The sequence below is a fragment of the Mesorhizobium sp. M0563 genome (assembly GCF_040321065.1).
Taxonomy (GTDB): domain Bacteria; phylum Pseudomonadota; class Alphaproteobacteria; order Rhizobiales; family Rhizobiaceae; genus Mesorhizobium.
This window is the reverse complement of the sequence record NZ_JAMYQV010000012.1, coordinates 141,391-162,960: the sequence shown is the minus strand read 5'-3', so window position 1 is coordinate 162,960 and position 21,570 is coordinate 141,391. Positions and strand designations below refer to the sequence as shown.

At 63.5% G+C, this 21,570-nt stretch carries 18 protein-coding genes; 1 reads left to right on the top strand and 17 read right to left on the bottom strand.

The window, feature by feature from the left end; translation table 11 throughout:
- Positions 1–16: 16 nt before the first annotated feature.
- Both NKI50_RS17340 and NKI50_RS17335 read right to left on the bottom strand, forming a co-directional pair.
- On the bottom strand, positions 17–313 hold the full coding sequence (locus tag NKI50_RS17340) for an AzlD family protein (protein ID WP_023721187.1): 297 nt from the start codon (positions 311–313) through the stop codon (positions 17–19).
- On the bottom strand, positions 310–1,038 hold the full coding sequence (locus NKI50_RS17335) for an AzlC family ABC transporter permease (RefSeq protein ID WP_352639776.1): 729 nt from the start codon (positions 1,036–1,038) through the stop codon (positions 310–312). Before NKI50_RS17335 ends, NKI50_RS17340 begins: the two co-directional genes overlap by 4 nt.
- A gap of 242 nt (positions 1,039–1,280) precedes the next feature.
- Between NKI50_RS17335 and NKI50_RS17330 the strand changes: the two genes are divergently transcribed.
- A complete protein-coding gene (locus NKI50_RS17330; RefSeq protein WP_352639800.1) occupies positions 1,281–2,078 on the top strand; it encodes a class I SAM-dependent methyltransferase in 798 nt (265 codons plus the stop codon).
- A 16-nt stretch (positions 2,079–2,094) separates the two neighbouring features.
- Here the strand turns inward: NKI50_RS17330 and NKI50_RS17325 are convergent, their stop codons facing one another.
- The 15 genes from NKI50_RS17325 to mraY form a co-directional block, all read right to left on the bottom strand.
- Positions 2,095–2,787, bottom strand: coding sequence for a DUF2461 domain-containing protein (locus tag NKI50_RS17325; protein ID WP_352639777.1), 693 nt, complete (start codon positions 2,785–2,787; stop codon positions 2,095–2,097).
- On the bottom strand, positions 2,787–4,994 hold the full coding sequence (gene ligA, locus NKI50_RS17320) for an NAD-dependent DNA ligase LigA (RefSeq protein ID WP_352639778.1): 2,208 nt from the start codon (positions 4,992–4,994) through the stop codon (positions 2,787–2,789). The genes NKI50_RS17325 and ligA overlap by 1 nt, the downstream gene beginning before the upstream one ends.
- A 229-nt stretch (positions 4,995–5,223) precedes the next feature.
- Entirely contained in the window at positions 5,224–6,897 is a 1,674-nt protein-coding gene (gene recN, locus NKI50_RS17315; protein ID WP_352639779.1) for a DNA repair protein RecN, read from the bottom strand.
- A 13-nt stretch (positions 6,898–6,910) separates the two neighbouring features.
- A complete protein-coding gene (locus NKI50_RS17310) occupies positions 6,911–7,780 on the bottom strand; it encodes an outer membrane protein assembly factor BamD (protein ID WP_352456160.1) in 870 nt (289 codons plus the stop codon).
- A 204-nt stretch (positions 7,781–7,984) separates the two neighbouring features.
- Complete coding sequence (gene lpxC / locus NKI50_RS17305; protein WP_352481535.1) at positions 7,985–8,932, bottom strand: UDP-3-O-acyl-N-acetylglucosamine deacetylase; 948 nt, start codon at positions 8,930–8,932, stop codon at positions 7,985–7,987.
- 279 nt (positions 8,933–9,211) lie between these two features.
- Positions 9,212–10,882, bottom strand: coding sequence for a cell division protein FtsZ (gene ftsZ / locus NKI50_RS17300; RefSeq protein WP_352717182.1), 1,671 nt, complete (start codon positions 10,880–10,882; stop codon positions 9,212–9,214).
- A gap of 67 nt (positions 10,883–10,949) precedes the next feature.
- Entirely contained in the window at positions 10,950–12,257 is a 1,308-nt protein-coding gene (gene ftsA, locus NKI50_RS17295; RefSeq protein ID WP_023721196.1) for a cell division protein FtsA, read from the bottom strand.
- A complete protein-coding gene (locus NKI50_RS17290; RefSeq protein ID WP_023721197.1) occupies positions 12,254–13,195 on the bottom strand; it encodes a cell division protein FtsQ/DivIB in 942 nt (313 codons plus the stop codon). Before NKI50_RS17290 ends, ftsA begins: the two co-directional genes overlap by 4 nt.
- Entirely contained in the window at positions 13,183–14,109 is a 927-nt protein-coding gene (locus NKI50_RS17285; RefSeq protein ID WP_023721198.1) for a D-alanine--D-alanine ligase, read from the bottom strand. Before NKI50_RS17285 ends, NKI50_RS17290 begins: the two co-directional genes overlap by 13 nt.
- A gap of 314 nt (positions 14,110–14,423) precedes the next feature.
- Positions 14,424–15,389 (bottom strand): UDP-N-acetylmuramate dehydrogenase, encoded by a 966-nt coding sequence (gene murB / locus NKI50_RS17280; protein ID WP_031194586.1) that lies wholly within the window; start codon positions 15,387–15,389, stop codon positions 14,424–14,426.
- On the bottom strand, positions 15,386–16,792 hold the full coding sequence (gene murC, locus NKI50_RS17275; protein WP_023721200.1) for a UDP-N-acetylmuramate--L-alanine ligase: 1,407 nt from the start codon (positions 16,790–16,792) through the stop codon (positions 15,386–15,388). The genes murB and murC overlap by 4 nt, the downstream gene beginning before the upstream one ends.
- Positions 16,792–17,916, bottom strand: coding sequence for an undecaprenyldiphospho-muramoylpentapeptide beta-N-acetylglucosaminyltransferase (gene murG, locus NKI50_RS17270; protein ID WP_023721201.1), 1,125 nt, complete (start codon positions 17,914–17,916; stop codon positions 16,792–16,794). Before murG ends, murC begins: the two co-directional genes overlap by 1 nt.
- Before the next feature lies 1 nt (position 17,917).
- A complete protein-coding gene (ftsW, locus tag NKI50_RS17265; RefSeq protein ID WP_023721202.1) occupies positions 17,918–19,069 on the bottom strand; it encodes a putative lipid II flippase FtsW in 1,152 nt (383 codons plus the stop codon).
- A complete protein-coding gene (murD, locus tag NKI50_RS17260) occupies positions 19,069–20,469 on the bottom strand; it encodes a UDP-N-acetylmuramoyl-L-alanine--D-glutamate ligase (RefSeq protein ID WP_023721203.1) in 1,401 nt (466 codons plus the stop codon). The genes ftsW and murD overlap by 1 nt, the downstream gene beginning before the upstream one ends.
- An 8-nt stretch (positions 20,470–20,477) precedes the next feature.
- A complete protein-coding gene (gene mraY / locus NKI50_RS17255) occupies positions 20,478–21,560 on the bottom strand; it encodes a phospho-N-acetylmuramoyl-pentapeptide-transferase (RefSeq protein ID WP_023721204.1) in 1,083 nt (360 codons plus the stop codon).
- Positions 21,561–21,570 lie beyond the last annotated feature (10 nt).

The following is a 21,570-nucleotide window of genomic DNA, read 5'->3' as shown; positions in this document are numbered from 1 at the left end:
GTACTCCGTCGGTCCACTACCCGACGAGCTGCCGCGCAAGGATCAGCACGGCAGCACCCGCCAGGAACATCGCCATCAGCCCGCCGCGCAGCGAGACCAGGCCGGCAACAATCAAGGCTGCCCATTCCGCCGGTCCGGCGCTGAGCGCCGCCGGCGCCACCAGCGTGGTCAGCACCGCCGCCGGCACGGCGCTGAGCCCGGCCTCGACGCGCGGATGGATATGGTCGAAGCGTGAGATCACCAGATGACCGCCGATGCGGGTCAGATAGGTCGCGATCGAAGCGGCGACGATGATCCACAAGGTCGTGCTCATGGCCGTGTCTCCACGCCGCTGTGGCGGGGCGGCAGGATGACGGCGAGCAGCACGCCGGCCAGCGCACCTATGGAGACATGCCAGGGCGAGCCGACGGTTTTGTACGCAATGATGGAGGCGGCAGCGCTGGCGATGACCACCGGCAGCCACAGCGGCCGCTTGCGGAAGCTCATGACCAGGCCGAGAAAATAGATCGGCAGCAGGAAGTCGATGCCCAGCACATGGGTGTCGGGAATAAGCTTGCCGAACATCGCGCCGAGCGCGCTTTCGATGACCCAGAACACATAGACCGGCAGCCCAAGCCCCATATACCAGGTAAACCCGACGGTTTCGCCGGCCTCCGCCTTGCGCTCGGCCATCGCGAACTGCGGATCAGTGAGCACGAAATAGCCTATCGCCTGCTGGATCAGTGGCCAATGCGCGATGCGCAGGCCGATACCGGCCGAATAGAGCACGTGGCGAAAATTCACCGCGAAGATCGACAGCACGATCAGCCACGGCGCGACATGCTGGCCGAACAGCTCGATGCCTACCATCTGGCTGGCGCCGCCGAACACCGTTGCGCTCATCAGGAACGCTTCGAGCACGGAAAACCCGTTGTCGACTGCGAGCGCCCCGAACAGCAATGCAAACGGCGCCGATGCCACCACGACGGGCATGCTGAGCCGCACGCCGTCCCAGAAATCGCTTTTCGCACTGTTTTCGGAGATTGCTTCCGCCGACATCAATCGCCTCCTCGGGACGGTCGTATGTAGGGAGGGCCGCCCTCCTTGTCACACCAATTCGATTGAGGCAAATGATCAGCGGAAGTGATGGCTGAGGCGGGCGGCAAGGCGCTCCAGTGCCCAGTGGATAAAAATCAGACGCTTGGCACCTGGGAGGGCATATCCGTTGGCGCCCATCGGTCCTTGCCAAAAGTGGCGGCCACAGACCCAAGGCCAGAGGTGGTTCCCCAGAGGTGGTTGCAATGAGCGAATTTTTCATCGATCCAAAATTCGGCCGCCTGGCCTTCGGCGCCGATCCCGGCAGCTATCACGCGACGCGGCCTGGCTATCCTGATTGGGTATTCGAAATTCTATGTGAACGGTGCCGTCTCGCCCCTGGCACGGCGACGTTCGAGATTGGCGCAGGTACAGGAACTGCTACGCGCCGCTTACTCGAACTGGGCGCGAGCCCGATGCTCGCCATCGAGCCGGATTCTCGCCTCGCGACTTTCCTTTGCGAGACTATTCAGGACAAGGCGCTCTCGGTGAGCGTCTCTGCGTTTGAGGATGCCGTCCTTGAGAAGGCCGGTTTTGATCTCGGCGTCAGCGCCACTGCCTTTCATTGGCTGGATGAGGACACCGCGCTGGTCAAGGTCGCCGAGCTGCTTCGGCCGGGCGGCTGGTGGGCAATGGTCTGGAATGTATTCGGCGACAACAGTCGCCCCGATCCCTTTCATGATGCGACGAAGGCACTGCTTGAAGGGCCTTCGAGCCCTTCGGCGGGCTCAAATGGTATTCCGTTCGCCCTTGATGCCGAGGCCCGCGCGGCGGCGCTGGAGCGAACCGGCGCGTTCGATTCCATCGAACATCGGACAAGTGTCTGGTCGCTTGTCCTCGATCCTGACCAGACGGTGGCCCTCTATGCCACTTTTTCCAACATCAACATCCGCAGCGACCGCGAAGCAATCCTGGCGGAGCTGGGTCGCATCGTCCGCGACGAGTTCCAAGGCTCCATAACCCGCAACATGACCACCAGCCTCTACACTGCGCGGCGCATTTGACTGTCTGATTTATCCGCTAGCGCGGCGAAGCCTTGCCTTCGATCGCCCTGCCCCAGTCGAGCAGCGGTTTTGCCCGCATGACGAAGTCGACGAGTTCGTCGACCAATCCAGCTCCATAAATATCCGCCGGCTCGACTGCGTGCCGGACGGCAAAATGCCGATTGCGGATCGCGGCAGCGAGATCAGGCTCGGCGATATGCTCGAAGCCGCGCGGCGTGCGCTTCATGCAGCCGTCCGGGTCGAGCTCGAGGCCGTTCTTCTTCAGCGCCGCGACGAGGGTGCGGAATTCAGCCGGCCGCTTCGCGATCGCGTTGCGCAGCGCCAGCAATAGCTCCGGTCCGGGCTGCCACCAGGCAACGGCGGCAAAGCAGCGATCGAGCCCGATATGGACGTAAAACACGCCCTGTTCCATCTTGGTGCCGTCAGGCGAAAGGATCGCCGACAAATGCCGGTTATAAGGCCGTTTGTCCTTGGCGAAACGCACATCGCGATTAATCCGGAACAGCGACTTCTTGCGGTCGCCGCGCAGGCCGAGCGCCGCGGCCGTGAAGCGCTCGGAGAGCGTTTCGACCAGATCGCCGAAGGGGTCGCGCAGATCCCGTTCGAAAAGGTCGCGGTTTTCCAAAAACCACTCCCGGCTCTGATGAAAATCCAGCGCCTTGAGGAAGGGAATGGCCTTTTGCCCAAAACCGTTGAACGCAGCCGCCATCACGCGCCCTTGCCGATCCGCTGCAACCAGGTGTCCTCGTCGATCACCTCGATGCCGAATTTGGTCGCGTCCTTCAGCTTGGAACCGGCGCCCGGCCCCGCTACCAGGAGATCGGTCTTCGCAGAAACCGAGCCGGCGACCTTCGCGCCGAGACGTTCGGCCATCGCCTTGGCCTCGGGGCGCGTCATCTTTTCCAGCGTGCCTGTAAACACGATTGTCTTGCCGGCGACCGCACTATCGGCTGAGACGTTCACGATGTATGGCTTCGGGTGGACCTGTGTGAGCAGCGCTTCAAGCACGGCGTCGTTGCGTTCATTGCCGAAGAAATCGCGAAGCGCACCTATCACCGTATCGCCGATGCCGTTGATCGAAGGAAAAACGGTGTGTGGATCGGCTGCCGCTGCTGTCTCCTTGCCAATGCGGATCAACTCCTCGATCGTCGAGAAGGTTCGGGCAAGCACAGCGGCCGTCGTTTCGCCGATATGGCGGATGCCCAGCGCAAAGATGAAGCGATCGAGTTCCGGTTCGCGGCGAGCGTCGATGGCAGCGAAGAGCTTGTCGAGGCCGTCGTAGTTGCGTTCCTCGACACTGCGTACATTCTTGCGCGTCTTGCCCGACGCGGCCTCACGCTGCCTGGCCTGCTCTTCCCGCCGCTCGGCCAGCGCCTTGGTAACGGCGGGACGACGATCCCTGAGCGTAAAGATATCGGCGGCTGTCTTGATCAACCCGGCGTTGAAGAACAGATCTATGTTTTCAGCGCCCAGGCCTTCGATATCCATGGCGCCGCGTGACACGAAATGGCGCAATCCTTCCACGGCCTGCGCAGGGCAGATCAGTTCGCCGGTGCAGCGGCGGCGGGAATCCTCCTTGCCGGTCTTCTCGTTGATCTCGCGCGTTGCGGGTGAGCCGCAGATCGGACATTTGTGCGGGAATTCGTAGGGCACGGCATCTGGCGGACGCTTATCGGCTACGACGCTGACGATCTGCGGAATGACGTCCCCTGCCCGCTGGATGACCACTGTGTCGCCGATACGCACGTCATAGCCGTCGCGGATCGGCTGGCCGTTGCTGTCCAGACCCTTGATGTAATCTTCGTTGTGAAGCGTGACGTTTTCGACCACTACGCCGCCGACCGTGACGGGTGCAAGCCGGGCAACGGGCGCCAGCGTACCGGTACGGCCCACCTGAATGTCGATCCTGAGCACGGTTGTCATCGCCTGTTCGGCCGGAAATTTGTGGGCGATGGCCCAGCGCGGTTCGCCAGTGACGAAACCCCATCTGCGCTGCAATTCCAGCTGATCGACCTTGTAGACGACGCCGTCGATGTCGTAGCCCAGTGATGAGCGCTGGGTCTCGATCAGGTGATAATGCGCGACCAGTTCCTCGACCGATCTTGCCCGGACCATCAGCGGGCTGACCTTGAATCCCCACTCCGCGAATTTTTGCACGGAATCGTATTGGGTCGGAGCCGGATCCTTTGTGGTAAAGCCCCAGGCGTAGGCAAAGAACTTGAGGTTGCGGCTGGCGGTAACGGACGGGTCTTTCTGACGGAGCGACCCGGCCGCGGTATTGCGCGGATTGACGTAGTCCTGGCCGCCGAGCGCCGCCGACCGCTGCTTCAACGCCTCGAATTCCGCGTAGGTCATATAGACCTCACCGCGTATTTCGATGACCTCGGGCCAGCCCGATCCATTCAAGGTCTTGGGAATGTCGGCGATGGTCCTCAGATTGGCGGTGATGTCCTCGCCAACGGCGCCGTCGCCGCGCGTTGCTCCCTGCACGAACACACCACCTTCATAACGCAGCGAAGCCGACAGCCCGTCGATCTTCGGCTCAGCTGTGAAGGCGATGTCCAGATCCTTGTCGCGATCAAAGAACCGCCGGCCACGTACAATGAAATCGGTGACGTCCTGGTCGGTATAGGCCTTGGCGAGGCTGAGCATCGGCACCGCATGACGCACCTTGGCAAAGCCTTCCGCCGGCGGTGCGCCGACCCTGCGTGAGGGCGAATCCTCGCGCACCAAAGCGGGGAAGCGCTGTTCGATGGCGAGGTTGCGCCGCGTCAGCGCGTCATATTCCGCGTCCGTGATTATCGGCGCGTCCTCGCCGTGGTAGCGCCGGTCGTGCTCGGCGATCTCCTGCGCCAACCGCTTCAACTCGCTTGCCGCCTCGCTTTCGCTGAGCGAATCGACTGGTTTTTCGTCCATACACTGCTCCCTCCACGGTGGCGCGACACAATAGAACAGGATTCTCTCATGAGGGAGAGATCAGACACGGAAATCATTCCTGAACAGCAGGATGGAGCCAGACCCTGACTCAGGTCACGAGCGCCGGAAACGAACTCGTCTAGAGCAATTCCAGGAAAAGTGTGAAACGGTTTTCCGTCCGGAATTGCGCAAAACAAAGAGGTAGAGCGGTTCGGCGTGATGAACCGCTCTACGCTGCCGCGATGTTCTCCCGCAGCAAGCGCTCGGCCGCCGCGCGCGCCTCGTCGGTGATGGTGGCGCCGGCGAGCATGCGCGCGATCTCCTCCTGCCGCGCCGCCCGGTCCATCTCGGCGATGCCGGTCGACACCCGGTCGGCCCCGCCTGACTTGGAGATCAGGAAATGCGTCGCGGCGCGCGCCGCCACTTGCGGCGCGTGCGTGACCGAAAGCACCTGCACGCGCTTTGCCAGCCGCGCCAGCCGCTGGCCGATGGCGTCGGCAACCGCGCCGCCTACCCCGGTGTCGATTTCGTCGAAGACCAGGGTCGGCGCCGAGCCGCGATCGGCCAGCGCCACCTTGAGTGCCAGCAGAAAGCGCGAAAGCTCGCCGCCGGAAGCGACCTTCATCATTGGGCCGGGCCGGGTGCCGGGGTTGGTGTGCACCCAGAACTCGACCTGGTCGATGCCTTCTTCCATGCGGCTCCCGGCATCGCTTGCGATCTCGACGATGAACTCAGCCCGTTCGAGCTTCAGCGCCGGCAGTTCGGCCATTACCGCCTTGGTCAGCCCTGCGGCCGCCGCATGGCGAAGCGACGACAGCTGGGCCGCCGTAATGTCATAGGCCTGACGCGCAGCTGCAGCCTGTCTCTCCAGCGCATGCAGGCGCTCTTCGCCAGCGTCGAGATCGGTAAGGTCGGCCGCCATGGTGTCGCGCAGTTGCGCCAGATCGTCGACAGCGACGCTGTGCTTGCGCGAGGCGGCACGCAGCGCAAACAGCCGCTCCTCGGCCTTCTCCAGCCGCTGCGGATCATATTCAGTGGCGCGAAGTGCTGCTTCCACGCCCGACTGCGCCGCGTCGAGCGACAGCATCGCCTCGTCGAGCGATTTGACGACCTCTTCAAGCAAGCCGGGCGCTTCCGTCACCTTGCGCTGCAGCCGCCTGAGCAGGCTGGCCAACTGCGGCAAGGGTGAGGACGGGCCCGAGAGCACATCCTGCGCATCGTGGATTTCCGAGGCGATCTTTTCGGCACGCATCATCGAGGCGCGCAGGTCGGCGAGCTCGGTCTCTTCACCCGGTTGCGGATCGAGCCTGGTCAATTCGGCGACCGCCGCACGCAGATAATCGGCCTCGCGGGAAGCCGCCTCGACTTTGGCCCGGTGCCGTGAAAATTCCTGCTCGCAGGCGCGCCAGTGCCGCCACGCCTCGCCTGTTGCACGCGCGGCGCCCAGATGACCGCCGAAGCTGTCCAGCAATTCCCGATGCGCACCGGGATCGACCAAAGCGCGCTCGTCGTGCTGGCCGTGGATCTCGACCAGCGCATGGCCGACGTCGCGCATCAGCGTCACGCTGGACGGCTGGTCGTTGACGAAAACGCGCGTGCGGCCGTCCGCCGTCTGGACGCGGCGCAGGATGATGTCGCCGTCGTCCTCGATGGCGTTCTCGGCGAGCAGCATACGGGCCGGGTGGTTGCGCGGCACGTCGAACACAGCGATGATCTGGCCTTGTGCCGCGCCATGCCGCACCAGCGAGGCGTCGCCGCGGGCGCCAAGCGCCAGCGACAAGGCGTCGAGCAGGATGGACTTTCCGGCGCCGGTTTCGCCGGTCAGCACCGAAAGGCCGGACGAGAAGTCGATGTCCAGCTTCTCGATCAGAACGATATCGCGGATCGACAGCCTGGAGAGCATGGTGACGCGCCGCTCAGGCGCCGGTGATCAGCTTCCCGGCCTTGGAGATCCACGATCCGGCATTCTCGCGCGGCTCGAGCCCACCACTCTGCAGGAGCTTATAGGAGTCCTTGTACCACTGGCTGTCGGGATAGTTGGTGCCGAGCACGGCCGCGGCGGTCTGCGCTTCCGACGTCAGCCCCATCGCGTAGTAGCTCTCGGTCAGACGCGCCAGCGCCTCCTCGACATGGCGTGTGTTGGAATAGTTCTCCACCACGTTGCGGAATCGTTTGACGGCTGCGATGTACTCGCGGCGCTCGAGATAATAGCGGCCGATCTGCATCTCTTTGCCGGCGAGCTGATCGTTGGCGAAGCGGATCTTCTCCTTGGCGTCGTCGGCATATTCGGACGTGGGCCAGCGCGTCACCAGGTCCTGCATCGTCTGCACGGTAAGACGCGCTTCCTTCTGGTCCTGGGTGACGTCCTTGATCTGGCGGTAGTAGCTCAGCCCGATAATATATTGGGCATAGGCTGCATCGTCGGTCGACGGGTAAAGGGTCAGGTAGCGCTTGGCCGAACCAATCGCCTCGTCGTAATTGCCCTGACGGTAGTCGGCAAAGGCGCCCATCACCATCGATTTGCGGGCGAATTCCGAATACGGATGCTGGCGGTCGACGGCATCGAATTTGCGGCTTGCCTCCTGCAGGCGCCCGGCATTCAGATTGGCGAGACCCTGATTATAGAGCACGTCGGCCGGCTCGGTCTGATCGACATAGGTCGATAGATCGACGTCCTTCTCGGACGACATGCAGGCCGACAGAAACAGCGATGGAACGACGACCGAAAGCGCCAGGAAAACAGCCCGCCGCGGCGCCTTCGATTGACCAACTCGCTTGAAAAACATGATTGGATTCCGCCCTTTCGGCGTCATTTCAGTCGACGGCAGCAGCCATAAACCATAACCGCCTTGCCCGGCAACGCTATCCCCGGCCAATCGCACATTTTTGTGGCGGTTTGGCGCCACCTGGAAAGCTGTGCGATTTGGCCGGCCAGTGATGCATCCTTGCAACACAGCTGATCGCAATAAGAGCCGCAAAAACGTTAAGAATCAGATCATCCAGGGCGCAAAGAGGGGGGCATTGACGGCGCTCATCTCAGCGGCACGGCCGCGCTCGCGGCGCGTCGTCTCGACGATCTCGAAAGCCGAACGGTCGGACAAGAGACGGCGCAGCGCCGCGGCGTTCAGCCTGTGGCCACCACGATAGGAGCGGAAGCAGCCGATAAACCGGGCACCGGCGAGCGCCAGGTCGCCCATTGCATCCATCGTCTTGTGCCGCGCGAACTCGTTGGGATAGCGCAGGCCTCCCATGTTGATCACGCGGTTGTCATCGCCGATCACCAGCGAGTTCTCCAGCGAGGAGCCGAGCGCGTAGCCAGCTGCCCATAGCCGCTCGACGTCCTTCATGAACCCGAAAGTGCGGGCCCGCGCGACGTCGCGGCGGAAAATGTCGGCATTCATATCAGATGCGAAAAGCTGGCGGCCGATCGCCGGGCTTTCGAAATCGATCTCGATCTCGAAGCGCGTGCCATCATAGGGCCTGAACTCCGCCCAGCAGGCGCCGTTCTCGATGCGAACCGGCTTGACCACCCTGATGTAGCGACGCTTGACCGGCAGCGTTTCGATGCCTGCCTGGTCCATGGCCTCGATGAACATGACCGCGCTGCCGTCGAGGATAGGCACCTCACGGCCGTCGATTTCAATGACGAGATTGTCGATCCCAAGCCCAAAGAGCGTCGCCATCAGATGCTCGACCGTGGCAATGTGCTCGCCTTGCGGATCGCCAAGCATGGTGCAGAGGTCGGTGGCACCGACCTCGGAAACGAGCGCGCGAAATTCGTGGCTTCCGCTTGCATTCGAAAGCTGGAAGACGATACCCGTATCGGCATCTGCCGGCAGGAAATGGACGGTGACCGGATTGCCGCTATGGACGCCGATACCAGTCAGCGTCGCACGCGATTTAAGTGTCGTCTGATAGTCGTGCAAAACAATCCCCATAGCCCGTACTGCCTAGGTCCGCTTCATCTGCCCTAAGGGCGCGGCTCTTGATTGATCGGCAGGCAGGGCCACTTCCCCGAGACTCCCAGCAAACCGACTTTGGTCGGTGGCGAAGATAATGGTCCCACAGGGAGACTCCAAATCACGGTTTCTTACTCTTTGTAACTGCGGTCCAGCGCGGGATTGCCCCATAAGTCCTTGTTTTAAAATCGCTTTTAATATTAACAGGCGAACAGTTTCCTGCTCGCCTGTTAACAACTGTTACGAACCGTCAACAGATCAATTGGCCTGCCGGCGCAGGAAGGCGGGAATCTCCAGCTGATCGTCTTCCTGGACAGCCCGGCTCTGCGGCGTCAGTCGGCCCTGCTCGTCCAGCTGGCCGCGGCGCGGCGCGTAAAGCTGCGGATCCTGGCTGGCTAGGCGGCGCACTTCCGCCGGCGCCTGGCGCAGTTTCGGTTCGCGCGGCTGCGCCGGCTGCAGCCGTGCAGGTTCCTCTTCGCGGCGGGTTAGGCCGTTGGTCAGGCGCTTGAGCAAGCCCATCGGGCCGCTGTTCTCGTGGTCGGCCGGGCGGGCCTTGGCTTCCACTTCAGCCTTCACCTGCGGCGGGAAATCCTCTACCCGCGGCATGCGCTGGGGTGCCGCGGCAATCGGCTGCGGCATTTCACGATGCGGAGCCGGCTGCATCGCTTGCTGAACCACTGGCTGCATCATCGGCTGCGGCTGAGCGGGAGGCGCCTGGAAGATCTTGCTCTGCGGACGGAAGTCTTCCGAATGCGCGACCGGTGCCGGGCGGGCCTGCGCCATCGCTGCCGCATTCGCCTCGGCGAGCTGAATGGCCTCGGCGACCGGATCGGCAGCACGTGGTTCATAGATCGGCTGCTGGACAGGCGCCGGGCGCATTTCCGTGACCTGAGTCGCCGGGCGGCTGACCGGCTTCGGCGGAGCCGTGCGGATGGCGATCGGCGCTGCAGCGATTTCGGCCGCCGATTTGTCGATGCCGGTGGCGACCACCGACACGCGGATAACGCCTTCGAGTTCCTCATCGAAGGTGGCGCCCAGAATGATGTTGGCGTCCTGGTCGACCTCTTCGCGAATGCGGGTTGCGGCCTCGTCGACTTCGAACAGTGTCAGGTCGCGGCCGCCGGTGATCGAGATCAGCAGGCCCTTGGCGCCCTTCATCGAGGTCTCGTCGAGCAGCGGGTTGGCGATGGCGGCTTCCGCGGCGGCCATTGCGCGGCCCTCGCCCGAAGCCTCGCCGGTTCCCATCATCGCCTTGCCCATTTCGCGCATGACCGAGCGGACGTCGGCGAAGTCGAGATTGATCAGGCCTTCCTTGACCATCAGGTCGGTGATGCAGGCGACACCCGAATAGAGCACCTGGTCGGCCATGGCGAAGGCGTCGGCGAAGGTCGTCTTGTCATTGGCCAGCCGGAACAGGTTCTGGTTGGGAATGACGATCAGCGTATCGACACATTTCTGCAGTTCCTCGATACCCATGTCGGCCGTCTTCATGCGGCGCTGGCCTTCGAAGTGGAACGGCTTGGTGACGACGCCGACGGTAAGGATGCCCTTTTCGCGGGCAGCGCGCGCGACCACGGGCGCCGCCCCGGTGCCGGTGCCGCCGCCCATGCCGGCGGTGACGAAGCACATATGCGTGTTCGAGAGATGATCGATGATCTCGTCGATGCACTCTTCCGCCGCCGCGCGCCCGACTTCAGGCTGCGATCCGGCGCCGAGACCCTCGGTGACATGCGCACCGAGCTGGATCAGCCGCTCGGCCTTCGACATCGTCAGTGCCTGCGCGTCGGTGTTGGCCACCACGAACTCGACGCCGCGCAAGCCGGCGGTGATCATGTTGTTGACGGCATTGCCGCCGCCGCCGCCGACACCAAACACGGTGATGCGCGGCTTGAGCTCGGTGATGTCCGGCTTCTGCAGATTGATGGTCATTGTCTTCGTCCTTTGCCTTTCCCGCCGCTTCGCCGCCGCGGCCGCCTATGGGGCTGTCCCCGTCAAATTAAAAACTGTCTCTCAACCACTGACTCATTCGATGCAGTTTTCCGCCTGTTCCGGTCATCCGAAGACCGGAAATTCCCTTCGCCGGGCGGCTCTCGAAGCTCGCCATCTGCGGGTAGATCAGAAGTCCGACCGGGGTCGAGAAAGCCGGCCCCTTGGCCGCCTCGGGCAGGCCTGCCACGCCGAGCGGGCGGCCAATACGTACATTGCGGCCGAGAATGCGGCGTGCTGCTTCGGGCAGGCCGGCAAGCTGGCTGGCGCCGCCGGTCAGCACCACACGCTTGCCGACGGCATTGCCGTAGCCGGACTTGTTCAGCCGGTCGCGCAGCAGTTCCAGCGTCTCGTCGATGCGGGCGCGGATGATGCGCGTCATCACCGAGCGCGGGATCTGCAACGGCACCTCGCCGTCCTCGCCGATCGGATGGATCGAGACCAGGTCGCGGTCGTCGGCGCTTCCTGGCAGCGCCGAGCCATGCATCACTTTCAGCCTTTCAGCGGCATCGAGCGAGGTCGATAGGCCCTTGGCCATATCCAGCGTGACGTGGTTGCCGCCAATCGCGATGGCGTCGCCGTGGACGAACTTGCCTTCCGAAAATACCGAGATCGTCGTCGTGCCGCCGCCCATGTCGATGCAGGCCGCGCCCATTTCGAGCTCGTCGTCGACCAGGGCGGCTAGCCCGCTGGCATAGGGTGTCGCCACCATGCGCTCGACCGAGAGATGCGAGCGGTTGATGCAGAGCTCCAGATTGCGCAGAGGCGCCGCGTCGCCTGTCAGCACGTGCATGTCGACGCCAAGCTGGTCGCCAACCATGCCGCGCGGATCGCGCACACCGCGCTCGGCATCCAGCGAAAAGGCCACGGGAAGCGAATGGATCACCTCGCGCTCAGCCCGCAGCGCCTGCTTGGCGCCGGCGGCAAGCACGCGTTTGATGTCGGCCTCGTCTGCTTCATGACCGCCGAGATTGATGGTGGCCGAAAAAGCCTCGCTCTTCAGCCGGCCGGCGGTCATGTTGACGATCAGCGAATCGACCGTCAGTCCCGCCATGCGTTCGGCGGCGTCGACGGCAAGACGGATGGCGTGCTCGGCACGGTCGAGATCGATGACGACGCCCGATTTCACGCCTTGCGATTTCTGGTGGCCGATGCCGATCACCTGGATGCGATGCGAGCGTCCGCGCAGCAGCTTGCCATCGTCGCGCGGCTTGAGCTTGGCCACCACGCAGCAGACCTTGCTGGAACCGACATCCAGCACCGTCAGGATGCCGGACCGGCGCGACGAGGCATCGCTGTTGCCGCCAAGCCAGCTCATATCTTCGTCTCCGGCTTGCGCTTCAGCATCTTGGGCTTTTCGTTAAGCGCAGCCTCGCGCTGCGTCGCCGCTTCCGGCGTCAACTGGACGACCAGACGGTCGGAAAGACGCATGTCGACGGCTGCGATGTCGCGCGTCAAAAGCCCGTTCTCGTGGTCCATCCTGACCAGGTCGGCAATCGCCTGGTCCTCACCGTCTTCGGGAAGCTTGACGGTGATGCCATTCTCAAGCTTGAGATCCCAGCGCCGTTCGCCGATGCGGATATAGCCTTTGATCCGCGCGGCAAGCTCCGGATAATTCTTGATCCTGGCCAGGAAATCCGGCGCCTTGGCCGGTGCGCCGGTGCCGATGATCAGCGGCAGCAATATCTGCTTGCCGCCGGAGAACGGCGCGATCACGGTGCCGGATTTCTCGATGACCGAAAGCGCGCTCCCTTGCTGCCACAGCGCGAACGGCTCGCGCTCCTCGACGCGCACTTCCAGCGTATGCGGGTAGACTTTGCGCACTGCCGCGGCTTCGACCCAGGGCAGCGTGGTGATGCGTTCGCGCGCAGCTTCGGCATCGAAGCCGATCAGCGAGGTCCAGCCGTCGAGTTCCAGCCTGTCGAGAATATCGATCTCGGAGGTTTCGCGGTTGCCGACGACCTTGACCTGGTCGACGGCAAAACCGGTGCGGGCGGTGACACTCTGGACGATGGCGTCGGCATGCCCGCCGAGATAGGCGCCATAGGCGCTGCTCGAAATAAGCAGTGCCGCCGACAGGATGGCAGCGCAATAGGGCGGCGCTTCGAAATCGCCCTCGCCGAGGCGCGCCAGCACACGCACCGGCCGGCGGAGCAGGCGTGGCAGCACGAAATGGTCGAACGACAACGGCATGCCGAACAGCACCGGCCCGGCCGCGCCCTTCCCCTTGCCCTGTCCCCACTTCAACGCAGACACGAAGCGTCCTCCACCATCCAACTCAACAAATCGCCGAACGAGTGTCCCGCTTGCGCGGCGATTTCCGGCACCAAAGACGTCGGCGTCATACCCGGCTGGGTGTTGACCTCGAGCCAGACAATTTCACCGTTTTCGGAGTGACGATCGTCATAACGGAAGTCCGACCGGGAAACGCCCCGACAGCCGATAGCTTGGTGAGCCTTGAGCGTCAGTGTCTGTATTTTTTGGTAAATATTCGGTGAAAGTTTTGCCGGGCATTCGTGTTTTGATCCGCCCGCGACGTATTTTGAATCATAGTCGTAGAAGGAATGGCCGGTCGGGATGATCTCGCAGACACCGAGCGCCACATCGCCCATCACCGCGCACGTCAATTCTCGCCCGTGCACATAACGCTCGACCATCACCGTATCGCCATATCTCCACTCGGACGAGCCGATGATCTGCGGTGGATGCGACTGGCCTTCATGCACGATGACGACGCCGAAGCTCGATCCTTCGTTGACCGGCTTGACCACATAGGGCGGCTTCATCGGGTGCTTGTTCTGGATGGCGAAGCGATTGGCCACCTTCGATTCCGCTACCGGAATGCCGGCCGCCTTGGCGACCTTCTTGGCCTGTTCCTTGTTCATCGCGAGCGCCGAGGCAAGCACGCCGGAATGGGTGTACGGAATGGCCAGATACTCGAGGATGCCCTGGATGGTGCCGTCCTCGCCGAAGGGGCCGTGCAGCGCGTTGAAGACGACGTCGGGCTTGAGCTCGACGAGCACCGAGCTGATGTCGCGCGAGACGTCGACCCGGGTGACCTGGTAGCCCTCCCCCTCGAGTGTATCGGCGCAGGCTTTGCCCGACGACAGGGACACGGGCCGCTCGGACGAGAATCCCCCCAGAAGGACGGCCACGTGCTTGCTTGTCATTCCCCGTCATTTCCTCTCACAGCAGGCCTGCACCATCGTGCATGGCCCGAAAAGCATCGCGCGCACTCAAATACGCCGAGCAGCTTTGCTCCCGTGTTTCCGCAACATTGAGTCCGAGTCTCCCGGCAGGTTGCCCCCCAGACGGAAACGCGAGTAACGCGTCGAAACGACTCAAATCAGGAAACGCTTCAGGGCAGAGAATCAGAGAGTTGATTCGCTGGCAAGTGCTTACGATTCCGATGGATTCACTTTCCGCAAAAACGGCAGCAAAATGTGAATTCATGAGGTCCGGAGGCAACGGTCTTCGGCTTGCGCTAAAGCAGCTGCCCGAGAAATTCCTGGACGGCATGGCCCGGCCGAAAATTGCCGATGCGCTTGATCTCCCACTGCAGCCGGATGCCCGATCTTTCGAGCACGCGCGCACGCACCGTCTCACCGAGATATTCAAGCTCGTAGCCTGTGGCGGTCCCGGTGTTGATCATGAAGTTGCAATGCATCGGCGACATCTGTGCCCCGCCGACCATCAGGCCGCGGCAGCCGGCCTTGTCGATTTCCTTCCAGGCCGAGGTGCCCTCGGGATTCTTGAAGGTCGAGCCACCGGTCTTTTCGCGGATCGGCTGCACGGTCTCGCGATGGTTCTGGACAGCATCCATCGCGGCCTTGATCGCCGCCTTGTCCTCCGGAACGCCTTCGAACAGCGCCGACGTGAAGATCAGCCCGGACGGCGCAGCTGAATGGCGATAGGCATAGCCCATGTCGGCGTTGCTCAGCACATGCACATTGCCCTTGCGGTCGAGCGCCCGCACCTCGACCACGCGCTCGCGCGTCTCGACACCGTTGGCGCCGGCGTTCATCCTCAGCGCTCCGCCGATGGCGCCGGGAATGCCGTGGTAGAAATGAAAGCCGCCGATGCCGGCCTCGTAGGCAACGGCCGCAACGCGCTTGTCGGGTGTCGCGGCCCCCGCCTTGATCGTGGTCGGCGCTATCACTTCGGTCTCGCCAAAGCCTTTGGCCGAAAGCCGGATGACGAAGCCCGCAATGCCGCCGTCACGGACAAGCAGGTTTGAGCCGACGCCGACGATGGTCAGCGGTATTTCCTCGGGCACCGCCTTCAGGAACGCGGCAAGATCGTCCTCGTCGGCCGGCTGGAACAATGCCTCCGCGAGCCCGCCGGCTCGAAACCAGGTGATCTTGTCCATCTCGGCATTGGGCGTGATGCGGCCGCGCAATCCGGCAAGCCGGTCGCCAAGCTTGTCGATCAACGCCTGGCCGCGCATCATGAGATAGTCCCGCCGAGTTCTTTGGGCAGCGCATAGGCCCATTGGGTGATGTTGCCAGCGCCGAGGAAGACGACGAAATCGCCCGGCTTCGCCACCTCGCGCACGATCGGCGCAATCGCCGCCGGACCTTCGATGTAGCGTGCGTCGCGATGGCCGCCGGAGCGGATGCGCGACACCAGTGCGTCGGACGTAACGCCGTCGATCGGTTCCTCGCCGGCCGCATAGACGGGCGCCACCATTACCGTATCGGCGTCGTTGAAGCAGACGGAAAACTCGTCGAACAGATCGCGCAGCCGAGTGAAGCGATGCGGTTGGGTAACGGCGATGATGCGGCCCTTGGTGGCGCTGCGCGCCGCCTTCAGTACCGCCGTGATCTCGACCGGATGATGACCGTAATCGTCGAACACATCGACACCGTTCCACGAACCGGTATGGGTGAAACGCCGCTTGACGCCGGCGAAGGACGACAGGCCCTTCTTGATCGCCTCGGCCGAAAGGCCGAGCTCATGCGCGACGGCAATCGCCGCCGTCGCATTGGAAACGTTGTGGCGTCCGGGCATCGGCAGCCGCAGACCGGCAATCGTTATCTGGCCGTGCGTCTTGCGGTCGCGGATCACCACGTCGAATTCCGAGGTTGGGCCGTCCATGCGGTGATTGGTGAAGCGCACGTCGGCCTGCGCATTTTCGCCATAGGTGATGACGCGCCGGTCCTCGATGCGGCCGACCAGCGCCTGCACCTCGGGATGGTCGGTGCACATCACGCCAAAGCCGTAGAACGGCACGTTCTCGACGAACTGGCGAAACGCCTCGCGCACTTTGTCGAAGGAGCCGTAATGGTCGAGATGTTCGGGGTCGATATTGGTGACGACGGCAATCTCGGCCGGCAGCTTGAGGAAGGTGCCGTCGCTCTCGTCGGCCTCGACCACCATCCATTCGCCGTCGCCCATGCGGGCGTTGGTGCCATAGGCATTGATGATGCCGCCATTGATCACCGTCGGGTCGAGCCCGCCGGCATCGAGTAGCGTCGCCACCATCGAAGTCGTCGTTGTCTTGCCGTGCGTGCCGCCGATCGCGACCGCCTGCCGGAAGCGCATCAGCTCGGCTAGCATTTCGGCGCGCCGCACGATCGGCAGCAACTTCTCTCTCGCCGCCTTCAGCTCCGGGTTGGATTTCTTGATTGCCGTGGAGACGACGACCACTTCGGCCTCGCCGAGGTTCTCGGCCTGGTGGCCGACGAAGCATTCGATGCCCTTGTCGCGCAGCCGCTGCACATTGGCGCTGTCGGCCTGATCGGATCCCTGCACCTTGTAGCCGAGATTGTGCAGCACCTCGGCGATGCCGCTCATGCCGATGCCGCCAATGCCGATGAAATGCACGAGGCCGATCGTCTGTGGCATCTTCATCAATGCGTCTCCTTCCTGAATTCCGAAACGGATTTCCTGGACGCAATAGCCTCTGTCAGATCGGCGAGCAACCGCGCGGCATCCGGTTTACCGGACGATTTCGCCGCCGCAGCCATTGTCGCCGCCCTGCCTGGATCATCCATTAGCCCGCCGACAAGCGCAGCGATCCGCTCCGCCGAAAGCGTGGATTGCGGATGCACCTCGGCGCCACCCGCTGCGGCAAGGGCGGCCGCATTCGCCGCCTGGTCGTGGTCGAGCGCGTGCGGATAAGGGACCAGCAGCGCCGGCCTGCCGATCACCGCGATTTCCGATACGGTCGACGCGCCGGAGCGCGACATCACCAGATGCGCCGCCGCGAGCCGCGCCGCCATGTCGGTGAAGAAGGGCGACACCTCGGCCTCGATGCCAAGCGCGGCATAGGCGGCTTCCACCCGCGCCACATCGTCGGCGCGGGCCTGCTGCGTGATCGCCAGTCGCCTACGCTGTGCATCGGAAAACCGGGCGATCGCCGCCGGCACCGCATCGGAAAAGAACTGCGCGCCCTGGCTGCCGCCAAACACCAGAAACCGGAACGGCTCTTCGCCGGCCGATGCAGCATAGGGTGTATTCGCTGCTTCCAACACTTGCGGCCTGACCGGATTGCCGGTGGTCACCGTCTTGGCGCCAGTGGCACTGATGTCTTCCGGCAGGAACCCGCCGGCAACGGCGTCGACGCGGCCGGCGAGCGCCCGATTGGCGCGGCCCATCACCGCATTCTGCTCGTGGATCAGCGTCGGCACCTTGCGCCGGGTCGCCGCGTAAAGCGGCGGCAGTGTCGGATAGCCGCCGAAGCCGACCACTATGGCGGGCTTGATGCTGGCGATGACGGCCGACGCCTGCCGCACCCCGCGCCAGATTTTCCAAAACGCGGCGAGCATGGCAAAAGGATTCTTCGAGCCCATCGTCGCCGACTGGATCGGATGGATGGCGGTCGCCGGGAACTGCCCGGCAAAGCGCTCGGCGCGGTCGTCGGTGGCCAGATGTACCGCCCAGCCGCGCGCCTTGAGCTCATGTGCCAGCGCCTCGGCCGGGAACAGATGTCCGCCCGTTCCGCCAGCAGCTAGAAGGATGACCCCCTTCGCCATCTCACTCCGCCGGCATCGCACGCGGCGACGGCATGAAGCCCAGCTGCTTGCGCTTTTCCGGGCGCTTGCGCGTCAGCGCCAGCACCATGCCCATCGAGATGGCGATCGCGATCTGGGAGGAACCGCCATAGGAGATGAACGGCAGCGTCATGCCCTTGGCCGGCATCAGTTGCAGATTGACGGCCATGTTGATGACCGACTGCAGGCCGAAGACGGTGACCAGGCCGCCAACCGCGTAGCGCGTGAAATCGTCCTGCTCCTTGAGTGCCGTGTTGAGGCCGCGCAGCACGATGAAGCCGAAGATGGACATGATGAAGAAACACATGATCAGCCCGAATTCCTCGCCAGCGACCGAGAAGACGAAATCGGCATGGCTGTCGGGGATGACCCGCTTGACGGTGCCCTCGCCCGGCCCGACGCCGAACCAGCCGCCATTGATCAGCGCCTCGCGGCCCATGTCGACCTGGAACGTGTCGCCCTCGCCGGTCATGAAGCGGTCGATGCGGCCGGCAACGTGCGGGAACACCGCATAGGCGGCGAACACGCCGCCGACGCCGGCAGCACCCAGCGCGACGATCCACAGCCACGGCAGCCCGGCCATGAAGAACATCACCCCCCAGGTGCCGAGCACCAGCATGGTCTGCCCCAGGTCAGGCTGCGCCACTAGCAGCGAGATGACCAGCGCAAGCAGCAACATGGCGAACAGATTGCCCGGAATGTCGGGCTGGCGCTTGTGCTCGGCGAACAGCCAGGCGCAGATGATGACGAAGCCCGGTTTCAGGAACTCGGACGGCTGTATCGACAGGCCGGCAAGCGATACCCAGCGCCGCGCGCCTTTCACCTCGACGCCGATATAGAGCACCGCCACCATCAAAAACAGCGTGATGCACAGCATGACCAGCGCCATGCGCCGGATCTGCCTGGATTCAAGGAACGAGACGGCAAGCATCACTCCAAGTGCCGGAATGGTGAAGATGATCTGGCGTGTGGCGAAGTGGAAACTGTCTAGTCCGATGCGTTCGGCCACCGCCGGGCTTGCGGCGAAGGACAAAACGATGCCGAGGCCCATCAGCGACAGGAACGCCGCCAGGAACCAGCGATCGATCGTCCACCACCAGGTCGCCACGGGGCTTTTGTCGAGACGGCTTTGCATTATCGTGTCCCTCCGATGGGCTTCACGCCATCAATGGCGGTTGCGGCTTGCCTGAACGCCTCACCGCGGACTTCGAAATTCTTGAACTGGTCGAAACTGGCGCAGGCCGGCGACAGCAGCACCACCGCCTCGCCGCTACTATCCTTGGCCGCATCGCGGGCGGCGTGTTCGACCGCCGCAGCCAACGTGCCTGATATCTCGTAGGGCACCGCTTCGCCCAGCGTCGCCGAAAAGGCCGGTGCGGCTTCGCCGATCAGATAGGCCTTGGCGATACGCGGGAAGAAGCCGCGCAACGGCTCGATGCCACCCTCTTTCGGCAGACCTCCGGCAATCCAGTAGATACGTGCAAAGCTCGACAGCGCCGGTGCCGCGGCATCGGCATTGGTCGCCTTGGAATCGTTGACGAACAGCACATGCCCTTTGCGGCCGACCTGCTCCATGCGGTGCGCCAGCCCCGGGAAACTCTCCAGTCCGGATTGGATCTCGCCGAGCTCGAGCCCGACCTTGAGGCAGGCGGCGGCGGCGGCCAGCGCATTCTGCGCGTTGTGCTGGCCGCGCAACGAGCCGATGCCTTCGAGAAAGGCGACCCGGCTGTAGCGGCCGTGCACGGCTTCCATCAGGTTGGTGCCTTCGGCGAAATAGCCGTCGGTCAGCGGCAGGCGCTTGGAGATGCGAATGATCTGCCGGCCCGCTCGCTCCAGCCGGTCGGCGATCTGGGCGCACCAGGAATCGTCGACACCGATGATTGCCGTCTCGCTGCCGGCCACCAGCCGCTCCTTGATCGAGGCGTAGTGTTGCATCGTGCCATGGCGATCGAGATGGTCCGGCGTCAGGTTGAGCAGGATGCCGGCCGTCGGATTGATCGAAGGGGCAAGATCGATCTGATAGGACGAGCACTCAACCACATAGTGCCGCTCGGGCTGCGGCGGATCGAGCGTCATCACCGCGCGGCCGATATTGCCGCCCATCTGCGTGTCGCGCCCGGCCGATTTGAGGATGTGCGCCGTCAATGCCGTGGTCGTCGACTTGCCGTTGGTGCCGGTGATGGCGATGAAGGCTGCTGCCGGCGCCCGCGCCGTCCGCTCGCGGCAGAAAAGCTCGATATCGCCGATGATCTCCACGCCTGAGCCCCGCGCGAGCTCGACGGTCCAGTGTGGCTTGGGATGCGTCAGCGGCACGCCGGGCGACAGCACGAAGGCGGAAAACCTCGCCCAGTCCGCGCCGCGCAGGTCTGCGGTGGCGATGCCGACCGCGCCGGCCTTGGCAACGCTGTCGGGATTGTCGTCCCAGGCGAGGACGTCCGCGCCGCCCTCGATCAGCGCGCGCGCCGTGGCAATCCCCGAGCCGCCGAGCCCGAAGAGCGAAACGCGCTTGCCTGAAAAGGATGCGGCGGGGATCAAGCGGCCTCCTATCTGAGCTTCAGGGTCGACAGCCCGACCAGCGCCAGAATGACGGCGATAATCCAGAAGCGGATCACCACCTGGCTTTCGGTCCAGCCGAGCTTTTCGAAATGATGGTGGATCGGCGCCATCAGAAAGACGCGCTTGCCGGTCATCTTGAAATAGCCGACCTGGATGATGACCGAGAATATCTCGACGACGAACAGGCCGCCGACGATGACCAGCACGATCTCGTGCTTGGTCGCCACCGCGACCGTGCCGATCAGCCCACCCAGCGCCAGCGAGCCGGTATCGCCCATGAAGATTGCCGCCGGCGGCGCATTGAACCACAGGAAACCGAGACCGGCACCGATCACCGCTCCGAGGACCACGGCAAGCTCACCGGTGCCGGGAACGAAATGGATCTGCAGATATTCAGCGAACACCGCATTGCCGGAGAGATAGGCGATGACGCCGAAGGACGCCGCCGCGATCATGATCGGCACGATCGCCAGCCCGTCGAGGCCGTCGGTCAGGTTCACCGCATTGCCGGCGCCGACGATGACGAAGCACGAGAACGGGATGAAAAACCAGCCGAGATTGACGAGAAACTCCTTGGCGAAAGGGAATGTCAACGATGACGAGAACGGCACCTGGCCGTTATGCATGATCACCCAGGCGGCGATGCCGGCAATGACGAATTCGAGCCCGAGCCGCGCCTTGCCGGAAAAGCCGAGATGCGATTGCTTCGTCACCTTGAGATAATCGTCGTAGAAGCCGATCGAGCCGAACCCCAGCGTCACCAGCAGCACCACCCAGACGTAGATGCTCGACAGGTTCGCCCACAGCAGCGACGAACCGACGATGCCGGACAGGATCATCAGTCCGCCCATTGTCGGCGTTCCCGCCTTCTTGAAATGCGTCTGCGGCCCGTCGGCGCGGATCGGCTGGCCCTTGCCTTGCCGCAGCCTCAGCGAATTGATGATGGTCGGTCCGAAGATGAACACGATCAGCGCCGCTGTGATCAGCGCTCCGCCGGTGCGGAAAGTTATGTAGCGGAAGACGTTGAAGACCGAGATCTTGTCCGCAAATTCGACGAGCAGTGTTAGCATGCGCTTGCGT